Raw genomic sequence first — 25374 nt, 5'->3', positions numbered from 1 at the left:
CCGAGCGAGGCTTTTCACTGAATGGACCTAAACTTTCCGTGACCTAAGTTTTTTTTCGCAACCGCTAATTATCAATGGGTCGCCAATCAGGTGTGTTTTGCAGATACCTCGGCACCGCGCAATTCTGTCCAGTGTGCTCTCTGCGCTGTTGCTTACTACGAGTACTCCAATCGTATAGCCACTGTCAAAATTTACGGTCACTGCATCGAACTCCTGAAATTGTTTCTCGAGCAACCCAGCGCGCAACCCCGCTTTCCCGACTACAGCTAGTCCAGCTGTCCGATGTTCAATCAAATATTCGACTACCGTAATCTGCTTTTGAAAATGGAGCGTCGACAAATCATAACCATGATGCGCCCATCCTCGGCTATATCCTTGGCTCTCTAGTTCAGCATTAACTCTCCCGGCCCCTGGCTCTGTTAAAACCCACGCTTTCACGCCAACCGGAGTTTGTCTTTCCAGAACTTGTTTTTTTGCTGCAAGCCTTTTCAAGACAAGCTGGGCTTTATTGATTGCCACATGCTTTGTACTGTCTATCCAGACCCATGACGCTATTTGGCTGGTTATCATCCAGCCGCAATTTGCAAGTGCTTTGAGGACTTCCAATTCGTTTTGCGCGGCCTTGAGTTTATTGTGGTTCATTCGGTGTACTCCCTGTTTATGGACATACACCGTGTAGCCACTCCGATAAAGAATTGTTCGCTGCGCTCACGCGCTCGCTGACGCTCGCCCTCGACCGTTCGCTTTACGCCGGCTGGACGCCGTCTCGCTCACTATATCGGCTGTACGCCGCCATTCTCGCCCCGGCGGGGCCCGGCACTTCGGCCGGGGGGCCCCATGTTCCGGCTTTGCCGGATCATGGGGCCCCCCGCCCTGCGGCCGTCCCCGGGCTGCACCCCACTGGAGGCGAATGCAGCTGGGGCTGCATGTCGTCCACCAGCGGCCCCCGCCGGTCCTCGCTGGGGCGAGGATGTTCGCTGTCGCTCACACCGTTTTCACGGCCGATTGTGCCCTGCTGGGGCAGGGTGGGATATTCCGCGAATCCTGTACGAGTTACCCACATCGATGCCCTCTCTCGCCTGTTATAAGGGCGGAGGACATCGATATGGATAACTCTCTATCTCGATTACTACCCTGCCGTCCAATATCAAACGAAGAGCTACTTCGAACTCTTGTATGCGACGTACAACCTCATCTCTATATCGGTTGTACGCTCAATACATATGCTATAGGTTGTACTGGAAATACTACCTAACCTTGAACATACCAATACCACCCTATCAGACCAGTAGCGCCGGCAATTTCCGAGATAAGAAAGTCATCACCTTGGCGCATTGCCGCTGCGCGGCGTACGACTTCGTCGTATATGGGCCACGCGGCTAGGCCGCGAGACTTACAAAATGAGGCAACCGCGAGGGCTTCAAAAATATAAAACACCGTCCTATAGGTTGTATCAAGGATAGAACTTGATTCTCCCTCAATCAATATGGACCTTTATATGAATACCACCAGCAAGACAAAAAATACCGCTTGGTTTGGCGGCTCTTTTTCCGTTATTCCATTTGACGCAGTGCTCGACAAACGCCTCAAGCCTCGGCAGCTTAAAGTCTTGCTCATTCTCGCGAAACATGCAGATAGGTCGTCGGGCATCGCTTATCCAAGCCTCGACCGAATTGCGGAGATGTGCGGATTTTTCTCTAACGGGCTGCCCGACCGTGCACTCGTCTCACGCTTGATTTCCAATGAGTCAGGCAAAGGTACGGGTCCAGGGCTAGTGCAACTTGGATATGTTAAGAAATTGGGTTGGCTAGCAAATCGCACAAGCCAGTCATACCGGCTCCAGTGTGCGCACATTTCAGTCGATGACCTAAATCAACCAACCAACAGACAGAAATCTGAGGTTGAAGCGAAGACTGAACTCGAAGCGAAGAAAGAACGGCGGCTAGCAAAGGAGCGCGCGGATGCGGAGGCGTATTTTTCAGAGTTTGAAGATGAAAAATACAAAGATGCCGTGATTGAAATGCCAGTTATGAACAGTCCGCAGTCTCGCACCGTTGATTGCGAATATACAAAAAATGACGTGCAGCAGGCATTCCGAGATGGGACTTGGGGCGATATTCCAAGGCACATCGTTGAGCATTACGGATTTCGGTACAGCTTTGCTGAATAAAAAGATAGCCCGAAAGCGTCGGGCTCATTCTTAGCTAAGTCTTCAATGACTGAGCTTGTGTAGCTATACAGAAAAAAGAAAAAGAAAGCCCCGGCAGTTCCCAGCCGGGGCTTAGATTTGTATTGGCTATTTACTTACCGGACATATTTCATCCGAAGCGCGCTCTTGTACAAACGTCCAGCTCTTAACTGACCAACGAATTTTGGATGCTTTTCGAAAATTCCGACCTCAGTCATTAGTTGAAGAACGCTTCTGAGCTTTACACTATCAATTCCGATGCTCAACAATTCTAAATCACGAATTAGAGCTTCCTGAGCGAATGGTGTGGCCTTTCCCTCTAGCGCAGCAATAAGGGCATCTACTAATCTTCTATTTTCTGCATCATCTTGAGACAAATCGAGTAATACGTAAAGCTCTTGTTTGACTTCGTTCACAAAATGTGAGGAAGCTTTAGCATGAGCGTCAAGAACGATAGTATGGAGTACTCTGCCGTTTTCTAAAGTTGCCTCTCCCTTATCTTCTAGCTCGCGCGAAATTGAGGCAATCTCAACAAGGAATGTCTCGAAAAGTCGAGGATAGAATGACGAACCGTAATCAAACTTACCGCTAGCGTCCGAGAAATAAGTTTCGAAGAAGGTTAAGGTTTGAAGATTGCTGCGCCTCAACTTTTGAGGGAAAATTTCTAGAAGTATTTCTTCATATACGTTCGCGTTGAGACGGCCAGCGCGAATAACACTGAGATTCTGTTCAATCTTTGCACAAGTGTTAGGAAACTTCTCCGTATACCAGCGCATGCTATATATTTTTGCAAGAACATAGTTGAAGATACTGTCGCTATCCCAGCGAAGCTCTACGATTCTTTGGCTAGTCTGCTGCTCAACATTCTGCGAAGCGTTATTCAGTAGGTCACTTCGCAAGAAGAGCCGAGCCTGGAGTTTCGTACGGAAATTCGCGTCAGACTGAAGAGTTAGCATAAATATGAGCAACTCTTCGATAAACGTACGTAATTTCGCAGCCGGTACCGCCGTTTCGATACCATCAATTAAGAATATCCGTTCTTTACTGATTGTCGATAGCTGACTTGCTACGTAATGCGGCGTACTTCTTTCGCGCCGCACTTCAACTTGCAGTGCCGCAAAAGACGCAACCGCAGAGTTTAAACCTCCATCGTCGATTGTGGCAGGTAAGCTAAGTCCTAAGCCGAGTAGTGCCCACCAAAAACGTCCATAGTCATTTTCGCACGCGGCAATTAGCTGTGAATACGCCACGCTCTGGCTTCTCATACCGCCTTGCTCGAAATCCGCTGCTGCAAATAATGGTTCGGCAATTTTTCGAGCAACCATCTCGCGATAAAGACGAGTTTTTCCTGTTCCTTTCCTGCCAATAATGTAATTCACTGGAGAGGAAGGGGAAAAAAGTTTTGCAATATCGCTAGTCTCGATAAACCAACCGCTATCGGTGGCACCACTCGGTGAGCGCTCATCGTTGAGTTTAGCTCCGATTGAGGGCCCCATAGCAGCCTTTGACAACGATAGAACTTCCCGTAACTGACGAATAGAGGACTGGTTAACGACGTTCAGCTTAGTTACGTCAGGAGATATAGTTCCAATAAACTGTTTATCGTAATACCAGCCTATCCAATACCTATATAGGTCCTCGATGGGTAAAAGCGTGTCTTCTTCAGCCCCTCTTGCCAATCCCTTAGCAACTTGTTCAAGTAGACTGTGAATGTGTTCTCCCCTGCGGTCGAAGATTTTTTCTTCTGTATCGTCATTATCAATGGAGAAACATACATAGGCCCCTGGGTTCTCGGGAAACTGAGAAAATAAGGTCTCAAACGCTCCCATTGCCTGCTCGGACAAGCCATCTGGCCGAACCGATACCACAGTTGGGCCGCCCCAATTACGGATAATCGGCAGTACAGACGAGGCAATCCCAGTACGGTGGTCAAATATAACTAGGTCATATTTGGCTGTCGAGTCAGGATTGATGACAAACTTCTTCAGCTTCTCAAGGGCATTTCTTAACATCGACACATCGAGGCCGACTCGAAGTGCGAACGCTGCGAAATCCATATCGTATTGGCTACTACGGGGACGACACGGGATAATTTCGATTATCCCGTTTGATTGAGGCGAAGCGTATGCCGCAAGCGGAGATATTTCTTCCGCCCAACCGCTTAACCCCATAAGCGTCGACTCAACATTAGGACTACTTGTTTCGAAAAGAAAGTCTAATGAGGGAGCCTCAGTATCGGCATCAATAATAAGAATCCTATAGCCGTCTTCAGCTAAGCTCTTCGCAAGCATCGCGAGCACTGTGGTTCGTGCCTGACCACCTTTGTAACCGTAAAAATGAAGTGCAGGTATTGGCCCTAATGGTGCTGGAGGTAGTTTATCCCTAGTTTCGCTATCCAAAAATGGAAGCCAATGTTGCGAACCTGGAGTCGAATCTACAAACGCATATCTCGATTTGCGCTCGGCCTCGCTCAGCAAGCATAATGACACGGTCGCCGTCGCAACTAAACGATTAAAGGACTCTTCGGATACGCCACATTTCTTTAGGAAATATTCAATTTGATAATCTTCGTCACGTCCAGCAAAATCATCTGAGAGGCAAAACACATAAAGCGTCGGATGAACGTAAGCGATTTCGACGTTGGCGAAATTGGCCCGGCAGGTATCGAGCAATTCTTGAATAGTCATACAGGCTCTTTGGTAATTGAAAGCAGAGTGGTGTAGATTTGCTGAACGTGGGACTGTAGAGCCGCGATGTCTGCACTTGTTGAGCAATAATTAGGAAAATCGCTGTTGTGGCGAACGTAGCGGATATCTGGATATGAAGACGGTCTCACTGGGCCTAGCGAACTAACACCTTGACGTTTCAATGCTGATAATCTTGTCGCCAAACCGCCAGACAACCCATTTATGGTTCCTACATCGGAGGGGGCTATTTCTGGCCGTAGCGCCAAGGTGGTAAGTAAAACTGGGACATTATGTGTGCCCTGTGTCGGCGTGCCATTGTTTTTTAAGTACTGGATTAGCATCATCTCTATGCAGCACAATTGACAATAGGTTGACACTAAAGGTGACGATAAGGTGAATCCGCTAGCAAACGCATTTCGATTATATAGATGAGCCATCAGTGCCTCGTACCAGTTGATTGACAAGTGTACACCGTCGGTGACCGTCGGTACATTACATAATGAAAACTTTTTGCTCGTTATCCAAAGTGCATGCGTAGCAGGTTTCGCGACACCAGACACTTTTGCCGACGAGTTCTATTACGGTTGCACCTTTGCGATGCCCGGCAGGCCGTTGGCCAGGTGCACCTCGACGTTGACGGCGGGCGCTTCCATGCCGGCCAGGGCACGGCTTCTGAGGACGGCAAGACTCATCGTATTCCTTCCGCATGAAGCTGGAAAGGCCCTATCGTAAGGCGCATGCGTAGCCGTCCGTTGAGAACGGACAGGTGTGTCATGCTACCTGCCTGGCTCCGCACTCAGCAATCGGGCACGTTCAAATCCACCGTCCGGCAGTCTCTTGAGCATGTCCGCAGGACGTCGTCGACTGCGGCGTCGAACACCCTTCTTGCGCCTGCGATCGCATTCTCGACTGCACGTAATCTGCCCTCCGCTTCATCGGCCCGGCGAAAATAGCTTACCGATAGGCCCAAAAAAACAATTGCCGCAACAGCAAATCCGAAGGCGAGCGCTCCCCCGATGAAAGGGATGAACGCCGACGCTACCGCAAGAATGGCAGCGGCTACTGATAAAACCAGAAATATTGCTGCCCACATACGCAAATTATTGACTTCATCTCTTAGCGCCCGCGCGTTACTGCACAGCTCCGAAATGCGATTTCGTGAGCGCTGCGCCTCCGACTCGGCCTCGACGCAGGCGGAGTTGTCCAGGCAAAGCAAGGCGCTGCCAGGAAGGGGGAAGGATTCCTGTCCAGGCACGGCCGCGATCCCCCAGACTGGCTCGGGGAGTTCGAACTCTGCGCCTGTCTGGCAATCCATGGCCCTGAGCCGGAACGGCAGGCGTTCGCGCTCGATCCGCTCGATGCGGATCTCTGCCTCATCGGGGCATTCGAAGATCGCCGAGAGCACGGTGAAGTTGAAGCGGTCGAGGAGCGTGACTTTGCGGATTCCGGTCCCCGGGTCGGCAACCAGCGTCACGAAGCCTGTTACGGTGAAGTCGTCGCTGCCGCTCACTCCTGTCCCACTGATACGGATCATATCGTTCCCTCATGGCTTGGCGATCGGCTTCGTATGGCGGACATCCACGGCCGCCGACAGCGCAATTTCGCGCGTTGAAACTCTAGCATTGGTGCCGATGCCTGATTTGCAATCGACCAATCGTGAAGCTGCGTCAGCGCAAGCGGCCCACGTCCAATGCGCGAGGCATGCGCAGGCCTGCGTGTCTAATATGCATGACGTCTGCACGAGCATCCGATAACGTCGTCCATTCCCCGATATCGACCATCTGTCACAAAAAACAGACATTGCATTCCATTAACGCTACATTGTCTGCAAGGAAAGAACCACCATCATCACCATCCCAGGAGTGACCGCCGATGTTATCGATCAAGCAGCTCAACAAGACGTATGCCAATGGCGTAAAGGCCATCAACAATGTCAGCCTCGAAATCCCGAACGGCATGTTCGGCCTGCTCGGTCCAAACGGCGCCGGCAAGTCCTCGCTGATGCGCACCATCGCCACCTTGCAGGATCCCGACAGCGGCAGCATCCACTTCCACGGCCTCGACGTGCTGAAGGATAAGGAGAGCCTGCGCCGTCAGCTCGGCTACCTGCCGCAGGACTTCGGGGTCTATCCGAAGGTCAGCGCGGAAAAGCTGCTGAACCACTTCGCCGTCCTGAAAGGCCTGACCGGCAAGGGCGAGCGCCGCGAGATCGTCGACGCCCTGCTGCACCAGACCAATCTGTGGGAAGCGAGGAAGCGCGGCCTGGGCACGTATTCGGGCGGCATGCGCCAGCGCTTCGGCATCGCCCAGGCGCTGCTCGGCGCGCCGCGCCTGGTCATCGTCGACGAACCGACCGCGGGCCTCGATCCCGACGAGCGCAATCGCTTCCTGAACCTGCTGGCCAAGATCGGCGAGCAGGTGGTGGTCATCCTGTCGACCCACATCGTCGAGGACGTGACCGACCTGTGCCCGCGCATGGCCATGATCGCCAGGGGCACGGTGTTGCTGCAGGGCGAGCCGCAGGCCGCGATCGATACCCTGAAAAGCCGCGTGTGGCGCCGCACCGTCACCCAGGAAGCCCTGCCCGAATACCAGGAGCGCTTCAACGTGCTGTCCACCCGCCTGGTGGCGGGCCGGCCGCAGATCAACGTGTATGCCGAGTCGCAGCCGGACGACGGTTTCGTCAGCGTCGAGCCGGACCTGGAAGACGTCTACTTCCTGCAGATCCGCAACGCCAGCCGCGCGGCCGGCCAGGCGGCGTCCGCCCAGGTTGCGCCGGTGACGGCGTGAGGAGCGCGGCATGCTGAGAGAATTCTTCAAGTTCGAGCTGGACTTCCAGCTGCGCCAGCCCTTGCTGTGGGTGTGCGCGCTGATCTTCGGCGCGCTGGCCTTCGGCGCCACCACCAGCGATGCGATCCAGGTCGGCGGCAGCATCGGCAACGTCAACCGCAACGCGCCGACCGTGGTCGCGCAGCTGCTCGGCATCTTCAGCCTGATGTCGATGTTCGTCGTCACCATCTTCATCGCCGGCGGCGTGCTGCGCGACGCCGAAGTCGGCATTTCCGACATGCTGTTCGCCACGCCGATGAAAAAGCACGACTACCTGATCGGCCGCTTTGCCGCCGGCCTGGTGGCCTGCCTGCTCATCTTCGCCATGATCGTGCTCGGCATGATGCTCGGCCCCCTGATGCCCTGGGTCGACGTCCAGCGCGTCGGTCCTTTCCCCGGCGCGGCCTACCTGTGGGCGCTGGGCGTGCTGGTCGTGCCCAACCTGTTCTTCATCGGCGCCTTGCTGATGCTGCTGGCCGCCACCACGCGCTCGATCATGATGGTGTACGTCGGCGTGATGGGGTTCTTCGTGCTCTGGATCGTGGCCGGCAGCTTCACCGCGAACATCGACAACGAGTGGATCGCCGTTCTGGCCGACCCCTTCGGCCTGCGCGCCCTTGGCCGCGCCACGCGCTATTTCTCGACCGCCGAATCGAATGCCGGCCTGCCCGACGTCCGGGGTTACATGCTGGCCAACCGCCTGCTGTGGAGCGCGGTCGCGCTGGTGCTGGTCGGCCTGACCCTGGCCCTGTTCAAGCCGCAGCGCGCCGGCACCGGCAAGCGCCTGTTCGGCAAGGCCAAGGCGCAGGCACTGCCTACCTTCGCGCCGGTGCAAGTGGCGTTGCCGCGCGTCGCGCCGCAGTTCACGAGCGCCACGCGCTGGATCCAGTGCTGGCACATCTTCGCCTTCGACGCCGTCGCGGTGTTCAGAAGCGTGCCGTTCCTCGTCCTGCTGCTGTTCGGCGTGCTGAACATGGTCGGCAGTGCGAGCGTGCTGGACGAGATGTTCGGCACCGACGTCTATCCGCGCACCCACCTGATGATCGAGCTGCTGAAAGGGTCGTTCAACTTCCTCCTGATTATCATCGTCACCTTCTATGCGGGCGAATTGATCTTCAAGGAACGCCAGGCCAGGATCGCCGACGTGAGCGACGCCATGCCGATGCCGAACTGGGCGCCGCTGGTCGCCAAGAGCCTGGCGCTGGTGGGCGTGGTGCTCGTCTTCCTGTTCGCCGGCATCCTGACCGCGATCGCGATCCAGCTGCTGCGCGGCGGGGCGCCGGTCGAATTCGGGGTGTACGTCCAGGGCGTGTTCATGGCCGGCCTGCCGTTCGTCCTGATGGCGCTGATCGCCATCGTGCTGCAGGTCGTCACCAACAATAAGTTCATCGGCTACCTGCTGGTGATCGTCCTGTTGATCGCGCAGATCGTCCTGTCGGTGATGCACTTCGATCACAACCTGTACAACATCGCGCTGCTGCCCGAGACGCCGTATTCGGACATGAACGGCTTCGGCCATTTCGTCACGGGCTGGGCCTGGTTCGCGCTGTACTGGACCCTGTTCTGCCTGGCGGCGCTGATCGTGGCCCAAGCCTTCTGGGTGCGCGGCCTGTCGGTCGCGTGGCGTGCGCGGGTGCGCGAAGCGGGCCGCCGCCTGAGAGGCGGCGCGGGCGTGGGGCTGGCGCTGTGCACGATCGCCTTCGCCCTCGTCGGGGGCTGGATCTTCCATCACACCGTGACCCTGGGCGGCTACGAAGCCAAGAACGTGAGCATGGACAAGCAGGCCAGGTACGAGAAGAACTACCGCCAGTACAAGGACCTGCCGCATCCGAAGGTCATCGACGTGCGCGCCGCGGTCGACATCTATCCGGAGCAGCGCCGCGTGACCGTCAAGGGCAACTACGTCCTGGAGAACAAGACCGGCCAGCCGCTCGATACCCTGCGCCTGCAGTTCAATCCCGACGTCGTCACCACCCTGGGCAAGCTGCCGCCGCACCAGGTGGTGCTGGACGACACGGAATCGGGCTTCAGGATCCTGAAACTGGCCGCACCCCTGGCGCCGGGCGCGCGCCTGCCGCTCGACTTCACGGTCGACGCGCACCGCCAGGGCTTCTCGAATTCTGGCAAGGCCGACACCTTCAACCTGAACGGCACGTTCTTCAACAACCATGAGTTGTTCCCGATGATCGGCTACCAGGCCGACTTCGAGCTGAGGGACCGCAACGAGCGCCGCAAGCGTGGGCTGGGCGAGCCGGAGCGCATGGCCAGGCTCGAGGACGAGGCGGCGCGCGCCAACTCCATGTTCGGCGGCGGCGCGGACTGGATCGACTTCGAGACCACGGTGTCGACCAGCGGCGACCAGATCGCGCTGGCGCCGGGCTACCTGCAACGGTCGTGGAAGGAGAACGGCCGCAACTACTACCACTACAAGATGGACCAGAAGATGATGCCGTTCTTCGCCTACCTGTCGGCGCGCTGGCAAGTGACGAAGGGCGACTGGAACGGGATCCCGATCGAGATCTACCACGACGCCAAGCACGGGTATAACGTGGACCGGATGATCGAGGCCACCCGCAAGTCGCTGGACTACTTCACCACCGAGTTCACGCCATACCAGCACAAGCAGGTGCGCATCCTGGAGTTCCCCAACTACCAGTCCTTCGCCCAGTCGTTCGCCAACACGATCCCGTTCTCGGAGTCGATCGGCTTCATCGCCGACCTGCGCGACAAGGAAGACATCGACTACGTGTTCTACGTGACGGCCCACGAGATGGCGCACCAGTGGTGGGGCCACCAGGTCACGGCCGCCAACGTGCAGGGCTCGAGCATGCTGATCGAATCGCTGTCGCAGTACTCGGCGCTGATGGTGATGGAGAAGGAGTACGGACGCCACCAGATGCGCCGCTTCCTGCGCTACGAGCTCGATCGCTACCTGCGTTCGCGCGGCGGCGAGGCGATCGATGAGCTGCCGCTCATGCGCGTGGAAAACCAGGACTACATCCACTACCGCAAGGGCAGCCTGATCTTCTATCGCCTGCGCGACGAGATCGGCGAACAGGCGCTCAACCGCGCGCTCAAGCGCTTCCTGGAAGACAAGGGCTACCAGGAGTCGCCGTTCACCACCTCGAAGGAGCTGCTCGACTACATCCGCGCGGAGGCGCCGGCCGACAAGCACGCCCTGATCTCGGACATGTTCGAGAAAATCGTGTTCTACGATAACCGCGTGACGCAGGCTTCGGCGAAGAAGCGCCCGGACGGCCAGTGGGACGTGACGATGACGCTGCACCTGGCCAAGAGGGAAGCCGACGGCAAGGGCAAGGAAACCGCGCGCGCCTACGACGAGCCGGTGGAGATCGGCGTGTTCGCCCGTCCCAGGGGCGGCAAGGAAGCCGACGAAAAAGTGCTGCTCCTGGAAAAGCGCGTGCTCTCCGGCGACGACCCGGTGGTGACGGTTACGGTGAAGGAGCAGCCGTTCGAGGTGGGCGTCGATCCCTACAACAAGATGATCGACCGCGTGTCGCGCGATAATCGCAAGGAGGTCAGCGTCGAATGACGCAGGGCGCCCAGGCCGCTGCAGCGGCCTGGCGCTCACTCGCCCTCACTTACCCTCGGTCATGCGTGACGTCATAGTGCTCGAAGTGCTTCCACGTTCCATCCGGCAGGCTGGATTCGAGCACGCATTGCCAGGACGCGGCGGCCGGATCGTAGCGCCAGGTATTGCGGAACGGCCCGGTCGCGTAAGGGATGATGAACTGGATGGTATTGCCGTCGATTTGTAAGGTCCCGTGCGGGATCGACGACTTCGGCCCGAAGCGGTACATCCAGTGCACGACGACCGAAACGATGGCCTTACCGCCACGCTATCCGCGCCGCATGCGCCGTTCGATTGGCGCGACCTCGCATGAATGCGGAGATGGCGGCATACTGGCGCTCATTCATCTCCACCTTCATCTGCACCTTCCTCTCCATCGCCACTCCTGCTCACACGATGAAACGGCTCACCGCAATCCTGTTGATCATCTCGCCGCTGTTCGCGCATGCCGAACCGCCCCCCGCCGCACGCCAGGAAATCGCCCACCTGATCGGCTACCTCACCGCCTCCGGCTGCAGCTTCCAGCGCAACGGCAGCTGGCACGAAGCCGCAAAGGCGGCCAGCCATCTCCAGCGTAAATACGATTACCTGCTCAAGCGCGACCTGGTCGCATCGAGCGAGGATTTCATCGCGCGCGCCGCCAGCGAAAGCAGCCTCAGCGGTAAGCCCTACCAGGTCCGCTGCGGCGGCAATGCGCCCGTCGCCAGCGCCGCCTGGCTCAGGGCCGAGCTGGCGAAGTATCGCGCTGCACGCCCATCCCGCTGAGCTTGCGCATCCTGCGATGTGGGGCCGACCGTAACCGTTGTGATCATGGGTATCCCGGCTGCATTGACTCGTTCATAACTTTCATGTGAGGATTTGTTCTATATTAAATAACAACATTATCTGACCGCAGAAGCGGGACTGGCCGCGACAAACAGGGCCGGGTTGGGACGAGAGGAGTGCAATGCTGGCTAGGAGCTTGGCATGGTGGGTGCTGGTGTTGCTGTTGGGCGTATGGAATGGCGCCGCAGATGCCGCCCAAACCGACCCGATTGCGCGGTTGATGCACCAGAAGCGCTATGGAGAGGCGAACAGCGCGATCGAGGCCAGGCTGGCGCGCAATGCCACCGATGCGACGGCGCTGGCCGCGTCGGTCGACCTGCGCATCGCCCGGGGCGAGCCGGACGACTTGCCGCAGGCGCGCACCGAAGCCGATCGCTGCGTCCGGGCCAATCCGGACAGCAGCGTCTGCGCCGAAGCGCTGGGGAACGTCATGCTGGCGCAGTCGCGCGCCGGCGGCCTGGTTGCGTTCGTGCGCAATGCGCATGCCACGCGCGACACCCTGGAGCGCGCGATCCGCTTCGATCCGATGAATTACCGCGCCCGCGTGACGCTGATGCGCTTTTATCTCGACGCGCCATTCTTCCTGGGGGGCAGCGAGGGGCGCGCGCGCGAACTGGCTGCCGAAGCGTGGCGCCTCGATCCCGACCTGACCCGCCTGATGCGCGCCATGTCCGCTGTCGAAGAAGGAAAGCTGGACGACGCCGAGCAGCACATTCTGGCAGCCGACCTGACGCAGTATGAACTGGTGCAGAGCAGCCAGCGCGAATTGCTGCTGACCCTGGCGAGCGCCCACCTCGGCGCCGGCCGCTATGCGCAGAGCCGCAGGCTGTTCCAGGAACTGAGCCGCCGGCTGCCGTCCAGCGAGCAGGGACCCTACGGACTGGCGCAGGTTGCGCGAGCCCAGGGACGGCTGGCCGAAGCCGCGCTGCAGTTGGAGCGGGCGGCGGCGATCGCCCCCAAGCCCTATGTCTACAAGACGCTGGGCGAAGTCTACGAAGCGCGCCGCGACCGGCCGCGCGCGATCGCGGCCTACCAGGCGGCGCTGGCGGGCGTCCCGCCGCTCGCGCGGCGCGAGATGAAGCAGGTGACGGCGCACCTGGCGCAGCTGAAGCGCCGCTGACGCTTGACCGGAGAATGGCGACTCACGAGGCGACTCACGAGGCAACTCACGCGGCGAGCAGCGGATTCCTGGTGACCGCCACCGCCAGGATGTAGGTGTAGCAGGCCAGCGCGGCGACGAAGGCCAGGGCGCGCGCCTGGCGCGTGCGGCCGCGCCTGAGCGCCACCGTGCCCAGGCCGATATAGGCGACCAGGGCCAGCAGCTTGGCGGTCAGCCAAGGCGATTGGCCCGGATACTGGCTGCTCCATACCGCCAGGCCGATGGCGCTGGCCAGCAGCAGGGTGTCGATCGCATGCGGCGCGATCTTCACCCAGCGCTGCTCCAGGCGTGTCGATTCGGCCAGCATCCACAGACCGCGGACGAGGAACAGGGCGCCGCTCAACACGGCGAAGGTCATGTGGAGGTGCTTGAGGGCGTCATAACTCATCGTTGCATCGGGTTGGTTGCGGCCGCGCCAGTATGCCCGAACCGGCCCCGCGGACGCCTCTTTTCAAAGCACCGGTCAGCCGCACTCGCCGACGTAGTGGCACGACGCGCAGCGCGAGCAGCCATCGACCTTGCGCAGCGCCAGCGCGCCGCATTCCGGGCATTTCGCGCCGTTCAGGACGGGCAGCGGTTCGGCCGGCGCCTCCGCCTGCAAGCGCGGCCCCGGCGCCGCGCCTTGCATGCGCCGTTCGAGGCCGCGCGCGAGCGCGTCCACCGGCACCTGGTTGCCCTGCTCGTCGAGGAAGCCGCGCCGGATCAGGATCCGCTGCAGCATGAAGGAGATCGCCGCGACTTCGGAATCGTGGTACACCGGCACCTGCACGCCGTCGTCGCGCACGATGTGGCCGCAGCGCACCGGCCCCTTTTCCCATACCACCTCGCGCATGTCGGCCAGGGCGCGCGCGATCGGGCCGCCGGCGCGTGCCACCATCGACAGGAGCCGCATCGAGGCCGTGATCCACTGGTGCCCGCCGGTGCGCTGGTTGGCCGGCATGAAGAACTCGAAGGGCCGCTCGATCGTGACCCGGCGGCCATCCCATGCTCCTTCGGCGCGCAGGAAACTCACCGTCAGGTAGACCGTCTTGCGGCCTTCGTGGGTCGAGTATTCGATCTTCGAGGTCACCGACTCCAGCTCGCCCAGCGGGCGGTGCTCGAAGCGCCTGCGCAGCGGGTCGTCGTCCGCCGCCGGCGTGGCCGAGGCGTCGTCCGTCGCTGGCGCGACTGACGCGTCGTCTGCCGCTGGCGCGACCGATGCGTCGTCCGTCGCTGGCGCGACCGACAGAACGCTTCCCAGTATCGGGTTCGGGCGATAGGTCGCCAGCCCTTTCAGGCCGGCGCGCCAGGCTTGCAGGTACAGGTCGCGGAAGTCGTCATAGGGGTAATCCTCGGGCACGTTGACAGTCTTGGAGATCGCGGTGTCGATGAAGGGCTGGACCGCCTCCACCATGCGCAGGTGGTCCAGCGCGCGCATCTCGAGCGCGGTGACGAAGCTTGGAGGCAAGGGAGCGTCGCCATGCAACTGGCGGTAGAGGCGCCAGGCGTGGTCGCACACCTCGTAGCTGCGCGTGCCGCCGTCCTCCGTGCGCTTCCTGCGCCGGTAGGTCCAGGAATAGGGCGGCTCGATGCCGTTCGAGGCATTGTCGGCGACGGCCAGCGAGATGGTGCCGGTCGGCGCGATCGACAGCAGGTGCGAGTTGCGGATGCCGTGCTCGCGAATGCCGTCGCGCAGCGCCGCGGGCAGGCGGAGGGCGAACTGCCCGCGCAGGTACTTGGCGGCGTCGAACAGCGGAAAGGCGCCCTTTTCGCGCGCCAGTTCGATCGAGGCCGCGTAGGCCGCGTCGCGCAGCTCGGTGGCGATGCGCGCCGCCATGGCCCGGCCTGCGTCGGAATCGTAGCGCAGGCCCAGCATCGCCAGCGCGCTGCCCAGGCCCAAAAAGCCCAGGCCGATGCGGCGCTTGGCGCGCGCCTCTTCGGCCTGCTGCGGCAGCGGCCATTCGGTGGCGTCCAGCACCAGGTCGAGCATGCGCACCGCGACGGTGGCCACCGCGCGCAGGCGCTCGAAGTCCAGCCGCGCATCGACGGTGAACGGCGCGTCGACGAAGGCGGTGAGGTTGAGCGAGCCGAGGTCGCAGCAGCCATACGGCGGCAGCGGTTGCTCGCCGCAGGGATTGGTGGCGCGCAGCTCTTCGGCGTACCAGAGGTTGTTCTCGGCGTTCATGCGGTCGACGAACAGCACGCCCGGCTCGGCGTGGTCGTAGGTCGACACCATGATGCGCTCCCACAGGTCGCGCGCGCGCAGGCTGCGGTAGATCCATGCGCCGTCTTCGCGACGGTGGCCGCCGGCGGCGAGAATCTCGTCGCCCGGCTCGGCCGCATGCACCAGCGCGAACGCCGCGTCCGCCTCGACCGCGCGCATGAAGGCCTCGGTCACGCCGACCGAGAGATTGAAATTGGTCAGGCGCCCGGTGTCCTTGGCCGCGATGAAGCGCTCGATGTCGGGATGGTCGACCCGCAGCACGCCCATCTGGGCGCCGCGCCGCGCGCCGCTTGACTCGACCGTGCGGCAGGAGGCGTCGAACACTTCCATGTACGACACCGGGCCGGAGGCGCGCGAGGCGGTGCCGGCGACCTTGCTGCCGAGCGGGCGGATCGCGGAAAAATCGTAGCCGACCCCGCCGCCGCGGCGCATCGTCTCGGCGGCTTCGCTGAGCGCGGTGTAGATGCCGGGCAGGCCGTCGCTGGTGCCGGAGATCGAGTCGCCGACCGGCTGGACGAAACAGTTGATGAGCGTGGCCGACAGGCCAAGGCCGGCGTTGGACGCGATGCGGCCGGCGGGAACGAAGCCCTGTTGCTGGGCTTGCAGGTAACGGCGCTCGCAGTCGGCGCGCTGCGCTGCCGGCTCGAGGGCGGCCAGGGCGCGCGCGATGCGCCGCTGCACGTCCCCGATCGTGCGCTCGTCGCCGCGCGCGTATTTTTCGCGCAGCACGTCCAGCGACACTTCCTGCGCGGGCAGGGTGCCGGCTGGCGATTCTGGTGCATTCATGTCGGTTGCCCTGTCCATGAATGCACCCGCCATTAGGGTTTGTTGATCGGCGTATCGCCCGATTTGTCCAGGTGCGGCGGCAGCACGATGGTCGGATCTTCGGGCTGGGCCGGGAACGGTGCGGTGGCCGACGGCGCCGCGCCAGGCCGCGGGGTGGCCGACGCGGTCGATGCCGAGGCGCCGGACGCCAGGCGGGCTTCCAGCTCGATCACGCGCAGCTCGAGCGCCTCCAGCTTGGTGCGGGTCTTGGCCAGCACCTGGGCCTGGATGTCGAATTCCTCTCGCGTGACCAGGTCGAGCTTGGCGAAGCCCGAGGTCATCGCCGCCTTGACGTTGCGCTCGATGTCCTTGGCCGGCCCACTTTCGAGTGCCTGGTTGATCTTGCCCTGCAAGTCGCTGAAGAAGTTGCTGTTGTTCATGTCCGTATCCCTTTCTGCCGGGCTGCATGCACCAAGGTGGTGCAAGTCAGCCTGTTTTGGTGCGTCACGCAACACGGCGGACGCCGTTCGCGCTCGGTTGTGTTAAAGCAAGTCGTATCTGTGGTGCGTTTACCAAAAAAACAAGGCCATTTTCACCGCTTTATGCGCTGGCACACATCCTGCTAAATGAAGGGGGAGATAAAGCACGAACAAGGATTCTAAACGCAGTAACTGTCCAAGGGGGTTTGTCATGAAGTGCAATGCAAAAATCAACGCAATCAGCCTGGCGATTCTGGCTTTCACCAGCATCCCGGCCATGGCACAGGAACAACCCGCCGAACATCAGGTGAGCTACAACGTGGGCCTCACCAGCGACTACCGTTACCGCGGCCTGTCGCAAACCGATTCCGACCCCGCCCTGTCCGGCGGCGTCGACTACGTACACGGCCCATCCGGCTTTTACGTAGGCACCTGGCTCTCCACTATCAAGTGGACGAAGGATCTGGGTGGCGACGGCAATATTGAATGGGATGTGTATGCCGGCAAGCGTGGCCAGTTGACCAACGAGGTCAGCTACGACGTCGGCGGCCTGTATTACTGGTATCCGGATAACAGCCTGGATCCGAACGCAAATACGTTTGAAATCTACGGCAAGCTCGGCTTCGGGCCGGCGTATATCAAGTATTCGCACTCGACGACCAATCTGTTCGGCACCACCGACAGCAAGCGCAGCGGGTACCTGGACGTGGGCGCCGACATCGACGTCGGCAACGGCTTCCTGCTGAACCTGCACGTTGGCCGCCAGCGCGTGAAAAACAATAGCCCGGCGTCGTACACCGATTACAAGATCGGCGTGACGAAGGACTTCGGGGTCGCCACCGTGGCCCTGGCCTGGCACAAGGCGAATACCGACGCTTATCTGAGTCCGGAAGGCAAGAATCTGGGCAAGTCAGCCGCCGTGCTGTCCGTGTCAAAAACTTTTTGATAGCAAAAGAGGCAATACCATGAAAATGATTACCGCCATCATCAAGCCCTTCAAGCTCGACGAGGTGCGTGAAGCGCTGTCGGAAATCAACGTGCAAGGCATGACCGTGACCGAAGTGAAGGGTTTCGGTCGCCAGAAGGGTCACACCGAGTTGTACCGTGGCGCCGAGTACGTCGTCGACTTCCTGCCCAAGATCAAGATCGAAGCCGCCGTCGACGATGCTGTCGTCGACCAGGTGATCGACGCGATCCAGGGCGCCGCCCGCACTGGCAAGATCGGTGACGGCAAGATCTTCGTGGCCGACCTGAACCAGGTCATCCGTATCCGCACCGGCGAGACCGGCAACGACGCATTGTAAGAAGGAAGTTTTCATGAAGCAGATAACTACAAAAATCCTGACCGCCATGCTGGGCCTGGGCCTGGCGCTCCCGGCCATGGCGGCGCCTTCGATCAACAAGGGGGATACCGCCTGGATGTTCGTCGCCACGCTGCTGGTGGTCATGATGGTGATCCCGGGCCTGGCGCTGTTCTACGGCGGCATGGTGCGCGCCAAGAACATGTTGTCGGTCCTGATGCAGGTCATGGTGGTGTTTTCGCTGATCATCGTGCTGTGGTGCCTGTACGGCTACTCGCTTGCCTTTACCTCTGGTAACGCGTTCATCGGCGGCTTCGACCGCGCCTTCCTGCAAGGCATCTGGGATCCGGTTGCCGGCACGTTCTCGATGGGCGCCACCTTCACCAAGGAAGTGATGATCCCGGAGTTCATCTTCGTCGCCTTCCAGGGCACCTTTGCCGCCATCACCTGCGCGCTGATCGTCGGTTCCTTCGCCGAGCGCGCGCGCTTCGCGGCGGTGCTGGCTTTCGTAGTGATCTGGTTCACCTTCGCTTACCTGCCGATGGCGCACATGGTCTGGTTCTGGGCCGGTCCGGACGCGATCACCGATGCCGCCTCGCTGGCCACCGTCACCGCCGGCGCCGGCTACCTGTGGCAACAGGGCGCGCTCGACTTCGCGGGCGGCACCGTGGTGCACATCAATTCCGCCGTTGCCGGCCTGGTCGGCGCCTACGTGATCGGCAAGCGCATCGGCTACGGCAAGGAATCGATGGCTCCGCACTCGCTGCCCATGACCATGGTCGGCGCCTCGCTGCTGTGGGTCGGCTGGTTCGGCTTCAACGCCGGTTCGGCGCTCGAAGCGGGCGACGTCGCGGCGCTGGCCTTCATCAACACCCTGCTGGCGACCGCCGCCGCCACCGTCGCGTGGGCGGCCGGCGAATGGATCTTCAAGCGCAAGCCATCGATGCTGGGCGCCGCCTCGGGCGCCATCTCGGGCCTGGTGGCGATCACCCCGGGCGCCGGTTTCGTGGGGCCGATGGGCGCCTTGGTCATGGGCCTGCTGGCTGGTATCATCTGCCTGTGGGGCGTGACCGGCCTGAAGCGCATGCTGGGCGCCGACGATTCGCTCGACGTGTTCGGCGTGCACGGTGTGGGCGGCATCCTGGGTGCGCTGCTGACCGGCGTGTTCGCGGCGCCGTCGCTGGGCGGCCAGGGCGTGTGGGATTACACCACCAATGCCATGAACACCAGCTATTCGATCGGCAGCCAGGTGCTGGTGCAGGCGCACGGCGTGGTCGTGACCGTCGCCTGGTCGGCCATCGTCGCCTTCATCGCTTTCAAGCTGGTCGACATCGTGATCGGTCTGCGTGTGCCTGAAGACGAAGAACGCGAAGGCCTGGATATCACCAGCCACGGCGAATCGGCGTACCGTTACTGATATCCCCGGATATCGGTCAGAAAGGCGCCTTCGGGCGCCTTTTTGTGTTCTTGATAACACCTCTTTAAAAAGAACAGGCGCACCCCATATGTCATATCCAGCTTAACAAATAACAAACGGCGCAAGAAGTCGCGCATAACAGGGAAATCCGCATACATGGTTCCGCACCTCGCCACCGCCCAGACCGGTCCTCTGCTCGATCTGGAAAAGAAAATCCTCGAAGCCACCCCCGCCATCGAGCGCTGGTTCCGGCTCGAGTGGCAGGAGCACACGCCGCCGTTCTATTGCTCGGTCGACCTGCGCAACGCCGGTTACAAGCTGGCGCCGGTCGATACCAACCTGTTCCCGGGCGGCTTCAACAACCTGCCGACCGAGATGCTGCCGCTGGCGGTGCAAGCCGCCATGGCCGCGATCGACAAGTATTGCCCGGACGCGCGCAACCTGATCCTGGTGCCCGAGACGCGTACGCGCAATCCAATGTACCTGCAGAACGTGGCGCGCCTGATGCAGATCTTCCGCCAGACCGGCCTGCACGTGCGCCTGGGGTCGTTCTCGCCGGACGTCACCGAACCGACGCCGTTGGCCCTGCCTGACGGCAATATGCTGGTGATCGAGCCGCTGGTGCGCTCGCCCAACGGGCGCCGCGTCGGCCTGGCCGACTTCGATCCTTGCACCATCCTGCTCAACAACGATCTGTCGGGCGGCATTCCGGCCATCCTCGAGAATGTGCACGAGCAGTCGCTGCTGCCGCCGCTGCACGCCGGCTGGGCGCTGCGCCGCAAGAGCAACCACCTGAAGGCGTTCGACGAGGTCGCCAAGAAGTTCGGCAAGCTGATCGACATCGATCCCTGGCTGGTCAATCCGCTGCACAGCAAGTGCGGTGAAGTCGACCTGCGCGAGAACGTCGGCACCGAGGAGCTGGCCGACAACGTCGCGGCGCTGTTCTCGAAGATCAAGAAGAAATACAAGGAATATGGCATGAAGGAGCGCAAGCCCTTCGTGATCCTGAAGCCCGATGCCGGCACCTATGGCATGGGCGTGATGACGATCAAGGATGCCAGCGAGGTGCGCGACCTGACGCCGGCCCAGCGCGCGCGCATGTCGGTGATCAAGGATGGCGTGGCAGTGACCGACCTGATCATCCAGGAAGGCGTGCCGACCTTCGAGTCGATCGACGACGCCGTGGCCGAGCCGGTGGTGTACATGATCGACCGCTACGTGGTGGGCGGTTTCTATCGCGTGCATGCCGAGCGCGGCATTGACCAGAACCTGAATTCGCCGGGTTCGCAATACGTGCCGCTGGCCTTCGCCCAGCAGCATGCGGTGCCGGACCTGAAGGCCAAGCCGGGCACGGCGGCGCCGAACCGTTTCTATGTGTATGGCGTGGTGGCGCGGCTGGGCATGCTGGCGGCGTCGCTGGAAATGGAACGCACGGATCCGAATCCGGAAGTCTATTAATTGCCCTCGGTGGCGGCCGGGTGCCGCCATCGATGCGGGCAGTAGCGTCAGTCGGACTTTCTGACGGCATACATGAAGTGCGAGCGCAGCACCGGCACCAGCGCCGTCAGCAGTTCGGACACGACATACGGCGCGGCGGCCAGCACACGGTGGAGCGGCGGCGCCAGCACCATGCTGCGGTAGCGCTGCTCGCTGCCCGGCCACCAGTCTTGGAGCTCGGCGCGGGTGACCTTGCGCACGTTGCGGTTGCTTGGGTTGTCATAGCGGAAATCGAACACGAGGCACCAGCCGCCCGGGCGCAGCATGCGCCACATCTGGGCCGCCAGCTCGCGCCGCAGGACGGGATCGAGTACCGAGGAAAACACCGTCTGCGCCGTGATGAGGTCGTAGCTGGCCTGCGGCAGCGCGTCGAGCGTGCCCAGGTGCCAGCGCACGCCGTGGGCAGTGCGCCGCCGCGCATGGTCGAGCCGGTCTTTTTGCAGCTCGGTGCCGGTGAGCCTGGCCGGCGTGGCGCCCCAGTCGATCATCTGGCGCAGGAAACTGCCGGTGCCGCAGCCGACATCCAGCACTTGCACATCAGACAAATCTGCGCCGACCGTGCTGGAGAGCAAGTCTGCAAAGCCGCGCGAACGCGCCGCCACCTGCTGCAGGATCTCGGGCCGGTGCCAGGCATAGCGCGCCAGCGGGGCGCCCCCATGCCAGTTGCGGTAGACATCTTCGATACGCTCCTGCTCGGCCTGTTGGCTTGGTTGGGTATCCATACTATTCATGCTCACCCGTGATCGTAGCGAGAAGTTTGATGTGCCTCAGTCGCGTGGCGTCAAAACCGGGCAGATTGCCGCAACGCCCGTCAAATATGAATGGATGGGGCCGGCCTGGGGCATCGGCCGCGAGTTTCCGTAATTCGGGCTAAAATCAGGGCATTACCCCGAATGGAAGCCCCATGAAAATCGCCTTTCTTGCCGACCCTCTGTCCGGATTCAAGATTTACAAGGATTCGACCTTCGCCATGATGCGCGAGGCAGCGCGGCGCGGCCATGCCGTCTACCACTTCGAGCAGCGCGACATGCTGCTCGAAGAAGGCGTGGTCAGTGCGCGCGTGGCGCGGATCCATCTCACCGGAGACCAGGACGCGTGGTACCGCCTTGACCCGGCCGAGGATGTGAACCTCGGAGAATTCGACGCCATCATCGAGCGCAAGGATCCGCCGTTCGACATGGAATACGTATACGGCACCTATCTGCTGGAACTGGCCGAGCGCCAGGGCGCGCGCGTGATCAACAGCCCGCGCGCGATCCGCGACCACAATGAGAAATTGGCCATCGGCAAGTTTAGCGAACACACTTCGCCGACCATGGTCACCTCGGATGCGGCGCGCCTGCGCGCCTTCCATGTCAAGCATGGCGACGTCATCTTCAAGCCGCTGGACGGCATGGGCGGCGCCGGCATCTTCCGCGTGAAGAGCGATGGCCTGAACCTGGGGGCAATCATCGAGACCCTCACCGACAACGGCCGCAACACCATCATGGCCCAGAAGTTCATCCCGGCCATCGAGAAGGGCGACAAGCGTGTGCTGGTCATCGGCGGCAAGCCGGTGCCCTTCGTGCTGGCGCGCATTCCGCAAGGCGGCGAAGTGCGCGGCAACCTGGCCGCCGGCGGCCTGGGCGTGGCCCAGCCGATCAGCCCGCGCGAGCGTGAGATCGCCGAAGCCGTGGGCCCGGTGCTGGCCGAGCGTGGCCTGTTGCTGGTAGGATTAGACGTGATCGGCGACTTCCTCACCGAAGTCAACGTGACCAGCCCGACCTGTTTCCAGGAGATCCACGATCAGACCGGATTCGACGTGGCCGCGATGTTCATCGACGCGGTCGAACAAAAGGTAAGCGACTGACATCATGGTAGGCATCCTGCTCCTGACCCACGCGCCGCTGGGCCAGGCATTCATCGCGGCAGTGGCGCACGTGTTCCGCGGCCCGACCGAGCGCTTCGAGGCGATCGACGTGGCCGCCGACCAGGATATCGGCGAGGTCAACAGCCTGGCCCGGGAGGCGATCGCGCGCCTCGACGAAGGCGACGGCGTGCTGGTGATCACCGACGTCAAGGGCGGCACGCCGTCCAATTGCTGCAACTCGCTGGCCGACGCCGGCCACGTGGAAGTCATCGCCGGGATCAGCCTGCCGATGCTGCTGCGTGCGATCACGTATCGGCGCGACACGCTCGACGTCGTGGTCGAGATGGCGCTGGCGGGCGCCCAGAACGGCGCGGTGCGGGTGGATAACCGGATCCGGGTGGGGTAGGGCAGGCGGCAGGCCAGCTGCGCGCGCCAGCGGCGCGATTCGACAAGACCAACGATAAAGCGAATATGATTCAACAAGAACTCGAGATCATCAACAAGCTGGGCCTGCATGCCCGCGCATCCGCCAAATTCACACAGCTGGCCGCGAAATACCAGAGCGACGTCTGGCTCACCCGCAACGGACGCCGCATCAATGCCAAGTCGATCATGGGCGTCATGATGCTGGCCGCCGGCCAGGGCGCCAAGGTGACCCTGGAAGCCGACGGCAAGGACGAGGAAGCCGCGGTCGCGGCCCTGTCCGCCCTGGTCAACGACAAGTTCGGCGAAGGCGAGTAATGCCGCGTGAAGCGGCACCTCGCTCAGGAGACGTCAGCATGGCCTCCTTCCTTCTCCATGGCATTCCGGTCTCGCGCGGGATCGCGATCGGCCGCGCCCACCTGCTCACCCCGGCCGCGCTCGACGTCAAGCACTACCTGGTCGCCGACGACCAGGTGGAAAACGAAGTGCGCCGCCTGCAAAACGCGATCGCCGCCGTGCACCGCAACCTGCAGGAACTGTGGACCGACCTGCCCAAGGACGCCCCCACCGAGCTGGGCGCCTTCATCGACGTCCACGCCCTGATCCTGTCCGATCCGATGGTGTCGGAAGCGCCGCTCGACATCATCCGCGCGCGCCACTACAACGCCGAATGGGCGCTGGTGACCCAGATCGACGACCTGTCGGCCCAGTTCGACGAGATCGAGGACGAATACCTGCGCGAGCGCAAGTACGACATCCAGCAGGTGGCCGAGCGGGTATTGAAGGTCCTGACCGGCACCGCGCTGAACGTGCCGCCGATCGCGATCGACGAAGACCAGCCGCCGCCGCAGATGATCGTGGTGGCCCACGACATTTCGCCGGCCGACATGCTGGCCTTCCGCGACCGCGACGGCGGACCGCGCACCTTCATCGGCTTCGTCACCGACGTCGGCGGCCAGAACTCGCACACCGCGATCGTCGCGCGCAGCCTCGACATCCCGGCCGTGGTGGGCATGGACCAGGCGTCGCGCCTGGTCGAGCAGGACGACTGGGTGATCGTCGACGGCGACGCCGGCGTGGTGATCTGCAATCCGAGCCAGCTGGTGCTGGAGCAGTACCGCGAGCGCCAGACGGCGCTGGCCAAGGCGCGCAAACGCCTGCTCAAGCTCAAGAAGACCCCGGCCGTCACCCGGGACGGCACCGCCATCACGCTGCTGGCCAATATCGAGCTGCCCGACGATTGTCCGGCTGCGCTCGAAGCGGGCGCCAACGGCGTCGGCCTGTTCCGCTCCGAATTCCTGTTCATGGGCCGCGGCCCGCAGGGCCTGCGGATTCCGGGCGAGGACGAACAGTTCGAGCAGTACCGCAAGGCGGTGCTGGCGATGAAGGGCCGCCCGGTGACGATCCGCACGCTCGACGTCGGCGCCGACAAGCCGCTCGACCAGACCGACCAGACCGCGCTCAATCCGGCGCTGGGCCTGCGCGCGATCCGCTACTGCCTGGCCGAGCCGCAGATGTTCCTGACCCAATTGCGGGCCATCCTGCGCGCCTCGAGCTTCGGCAAGGTGAGGATCCTGATCCCGATGCTGGCGCATGCCTTCGAGATCGACCAGACCCTGAACATGATCGAGCAGGCCAAGTCCCAGCTGCGCGCCGAGGGCATCAAATTCGACGAGGGCATCGAGGTCGGCGCCATGATCGAGATCCCGGCCGCGGCGCTGGCGCTGCCGCTGTTCGTGCGGCGCATGGATTTCCTGTCGATCGGCACCAACGACCTGATCCAGTATCTGCTGGCGATCGACCGGGTCGATTACGAGGTGGCGCACCTGTATAATCCGCTGCACCCGGCCGTGTTGCAGCTGATCGCCTCGACCATCGCCACCGGCCACAAGGCCGGCCTGGACGTGGCCGTATGCGGCGAAATGGCCGGCGACGTCAAGCTCACCCGCCTGTTGCTGGGCATGGGCTTGCGCGAGTTCTCGATGCATCCGGCGCAGCTGCTGGCGGTGAAACAAGAAATACTGAATACCGACCTGGGCGCGGTCACCACCCGTACCCGGCGCATCCTGCGCGCGATGGAGCCGGGCGAGATCGCCAGCGCGGTCGAGCAGCTGCAAGCCCTCTGACGTTGTGGCGACGGTTCGGTCCCGGCCGTCGCCA

The 25374-nt window shown here is 61.5% G+C and carries 21 protein-coding genes and 2 pseudogenes; 14 read left to right on the top strand and 9 right to left on the bottom strand.

Going from position 1 to position 25374, the window contains the following annotated elements; all coding sequences use genetic code 11:
- Positions 1 to 27: 27 nt before the first annotated feature.
- Positions 28 to 642, bottom strand: a complete 615-nt coding sequence (locus tag ACZ9AQ_RS16535; RefSeq protein WP_429204676.1) for a hypothetical protein — start codon at positions 640 to 642, stop codon at positions 28 to 30.
- Positions 643 to 1498: 856 nt separating this feature from the next.
- Between ACZ9AQ_RS16535 and ACZ9AQ_RS16530 the strand changes: the two genes are divergently transcribed.
- A complete protein-coding gene (locus ACZ9AQ_RS16530) occupies positions 1499 to 2170 on the top strand; it encodes a helix-turn-helix domain-containing protein (RefSeq protein ID WP_429204675.1) in 672 nt (223 codons plus the stop codon).
- A 134-nt stretch (positions 2171 to 2304) separates the two neighbouring features.
- On the opposite strand, the gene ACZ9AQ_RS16525 is transcribed toward ACZ9AQ_RS16530, so the two are convergent.
- From ACZ9AQ_RS16525 to ACZ9AQ_RS16515, 3 genes and pseudogenes are all read right to left on the bottom strand, one after another.
- Positions 2305 to 4875, bottom strand: a complete 2571-nt coding sequence (locus ACZ9AQ_RS16525; protein WP_429204673.1) for a MinD/ParA family ATP-binding protein — start codon at positions 4873 to 4875, stop codon at positions 2305 to 2307.
- Between the two features lie 602 nt (positions 4876 to 5477).
- Positions 5478 to 5567, bottom strand: a pseudogene (locus ACZ9AQ_RS16520) (magnesium chelatase domain-containing protein); the annotation flags it as partial.
- A 104-nt stretch (positions 5568 to 5671) separates the two neighbouring features.
- Positions 5672 to 6409, bottom strand: coding sequence for a hypothetical protein (locus ACZ9AQ_RS16515; protein ID WP_429204672.1), 738 nt, complete (start codon positions 6407 to 6409; stop codon positions 5672 to 5674).
- A 338-nt stretch (positions 6410 to 6747) separates the two neighbouring features.
- On the opposite strand from ACZ9AQ_RS16515, the gene ACZ9AQ_RS16510 reads away from it, so the two are divergent.
- Both ACZ9AQ_RS16510 and ACZ9AQ_RS16505 read left to right on the top strand, forming a co-directional pair.
- Positions 6748 to 7665: an ABC transporter ATP-binding protein gene (locus ACZ9AQ_RS16510; protein ID WP_429204671.1), complete on the top strand. Its 918-nt coding sequence runs from the start codon at positions 6748 to 6750 to the stop codon at positions 7663 to 7665.
- A gap of 10 nt (positions 7666 to 7675) precedes the next feature.
- Positions 7676 to 11257 (top strand): M1 family aminopeptidase, encoded by a 3582-nt coding sequence (locus ACZ9AQ_RS16505; protein ID WP_429204670.1) that lies wholly within the window; start codon positions 7676 to 7678, stop codon positions 11255 to 11257.
- Positions 11258 to 11306: 49 nt separating this feature from the next.
- Here ACZ9AQ_RS16505 and ACZ9AQ_RS16500 read toward each other — a convergent pair whose 3' ends face one another.
- Complete coding sequence (locus ACZ9AQ_RS16500) at positions 11307 to 11525, bottom strand: hypothetical protein (protein ID WP_429204668.1); 219 nt, start codon at positions 11523 to 11525, stop codon at positions 11307 to 11309.
- Positions 11526 to 11617: 92 nt separating this feature from the next.
- On the opposite strand from ACZ9AQ_RS16500, the gene ACZ9AQ_RS16495 reads away from it, so the two are divergent.
- Entirely contained in the window at positions 11618 to 12061 is a 444-nt protein-coding gene (locus ACZ9AQ_RS16495) for a YfeK family protein (protein ID WP_429204667.1), read from the top strand.
- A 181-nt stretch (positions 12062 to 12242) separates the two neighbouring features.
- Positions 12243 to 13241, top strand: coding sequence for a tetratricopeptide repeat protein (locus tag ACZ9AQ_RS16490; protein WP_429204665.1), 999 nt, complete (start codon positions 12243 to 12245; stop codon positions 13239 to 13241).
- Positions 13242 to 13287: 46 nt separating this feature from the next.
- Here ACZ9AQ_RS16490 and ACZ9AQ_RS16485 read toward each other — a convergent pair whose 3' ends face one another.
- From ACZ9AQ_RS16485 to ACZ9AQ_RS16475, 3 genes and pseudogenes are all read right to left on the bottom strand, one after another.
- Positions 13288 to 13668: a SirB2 family protein gene (locus ACZ9AQ_RS16485; protein WP_429204663.1), complete on the bottom strand. Its 381-nt coding sequence runs from the start codon at positions 13666 to 13668 to the stop codon at positions 13288 to 13290.
- Positions 13669 to 13743: 75 nt separating this feature from the next.
- Entirely contained in the window at positions 13744 to 16269 is a 2526-nt protein-coding gene (locus ACZ9AQ_RS16480; RefSeq protein ID WP_429204661.1) for an adenosylcobalamin-dependent ribonucleoside-diphosphate reductase, read from the bottom strand.
- A gap of 191 nt (positions 16270 to 16460) precedes the next feature.
- A pseudogene (locus tag ACZ9AQ_RS16475) lies at positions 16461 to 16688 on the bottom strand (accessory factor UbiK family protein); the annotation flags it as partial.
- Positions 16689 to 16938: 250 nt separating this feature from the next.
- Here ACZ9AQ_RS16475 and ACZ9AQ_RS16470 point away from each other — a divergent pair.
- The 4 genes from ACZ9AQ_RS16470 to gshA all read left to right on the top strand — a co-directional run bounded on the left by ACZ9AQ_RS16470 (position 16939) and on the right by gshA (position 20903).
- The gene (locus ACZ9AQ_RS16470; RefSeq protein WP_429204660.1) at positions 16939 to 17673 is read left to right on the top strand and encodes a TorF family putative porin; all 735 of its coding nucleotides are present in this window, start codon (positions 16939 to 16941) and stop codon (positions 17671 to 17673) included.
- 19 nt (positions 17674 to 17692) lie between these two features.
- Positions 17693 to 18031, top strand: coding sequence for a P-II family nitrogen regulator (gene glnK / locus ACZ9AQ_RS16465; protein WP_005667790.1), 339 nt, complete (start codon positions 17693 to 17695; stop codon positions 18029 to 18031).
- Positions 18032 to 18044: 13 nt separating this feature from the next.
- Positions 18045 to 19445: an ammonium transporter gene (gene amt, locus ACZ9AQ_RS16460; RefSeq protein WP_429204659.1), complete on the top strand. Its 1401-nt coding sequence runs from the start codon at positions 18045 to 18047 to the stop codon at positions 19443 to 19445.
- Between the two features lie 156 nt (positions 19446 to 19601).
- On the top strand, positions 19602 to 20903 hold the full coding sequence (gshA, locus tag ACZ9AQ_RS16455; RefSeq protein ID WP_429204658.1) for a glutamate--cysteine ligase: 1302 nt from the start codon (positions 19602 to 19604) through the stop codon (positions 20901 to 20903).
- 47 nt (positions 20904 to 20950) lie between these two features.
- On the opposite strand, the gene ACZ9AQ_RS16450 is transcribed toward gshA, so the two are convergent.
- Entirely contained in the window at positions 20951 to 21664 is a 714-nt protein-coding gene (locus ACZ9AQ_RS16450) for a class I SAM-dependent methyltransferase (protein WP_429204656.1), read from the bottom strand.
- Between the two features lie 7 nt (positions 21665 to 21671).
- On the opposite strand from ACZ9AQ_RS16450, the gene ACZ9AQ_RS16445 reads away from it, so the two are divergent.
- From ACZ9AQ_RS16445 to ptsP, 5 genes are all read left to right on the top strand, one after another.
- Complete coding sequence (locus ACZ9AQ_RS16445; protein ID WP_429204655.1) at positions 21672 to 21806, top strand: hypothetical protein; 135 nt, start codon at positions 21672 to 21674, stop codon at positions 21804 to 21806.
- Positions 21807 to 21846: 40 nt separating this feature from the next.
- The gene (gene gshB / locus ACZ9AQ_RS16440) at positions 21847 to 22791 is read left to right on the top strand and encodes a glutathione synthase (protein WP_429204653.1); all 945 of its coding nucleotides are present in this window, start codon (positions 21847 to 21849) and stop codon (positions 22789 to 22791) included.
- A gap of 4 nt (positions 22792 to 22795) precedes the next feature.
- Entirely contained in the window at positions 22796 to 23197 is a 402-nt protein-coding gene (locus tag ACZ9AQ_RS16435) for a PTS sugar transporter subunit IIA (RefSeq protein WP_429204652.1), read from the top strand.
- Positions 23198 to 23262: 65 nt separating this feature from the next.
- Positions 23263 to 23532 carry an HPr family phosphocarrier protein gene (locus tag ACZ9AQ_RS16430; RefSeq protein ID WP_429204651.1) on the top strand — a complete coding sequence of 90 codons (270 nt, stop codon included), beginning with the start codon at positions 23263 to 23265 and terminating at the stop codon, positions 23530 to 23532.
- Between the two features lie 38 nt (positions 23533 to 23570).
- Positions 23571 to 25340 (top strand): phosphoenolpyruvate--protein phosphotransferase, encoded by a 1770-nt coding sequence (gene ptsP, locus ACZ9AQ_RS16425; RefSeq protein ID WP_429204650.1) that lies wholly within the window; start codon positions 23571 to 23573, stop codon positions 25338 to 25340.
- Positions 25341 to 25374 lie beyond the last annotated feature (34 nt).

The organism is Massilia sp. UYP34 (genome assembly GCF_056279385.1).
The sequence above is the reverse complement of the archived record's forward strand: the minus strand, read 5'-3'. Positions and strand labels throughout refer to the sequence as shown.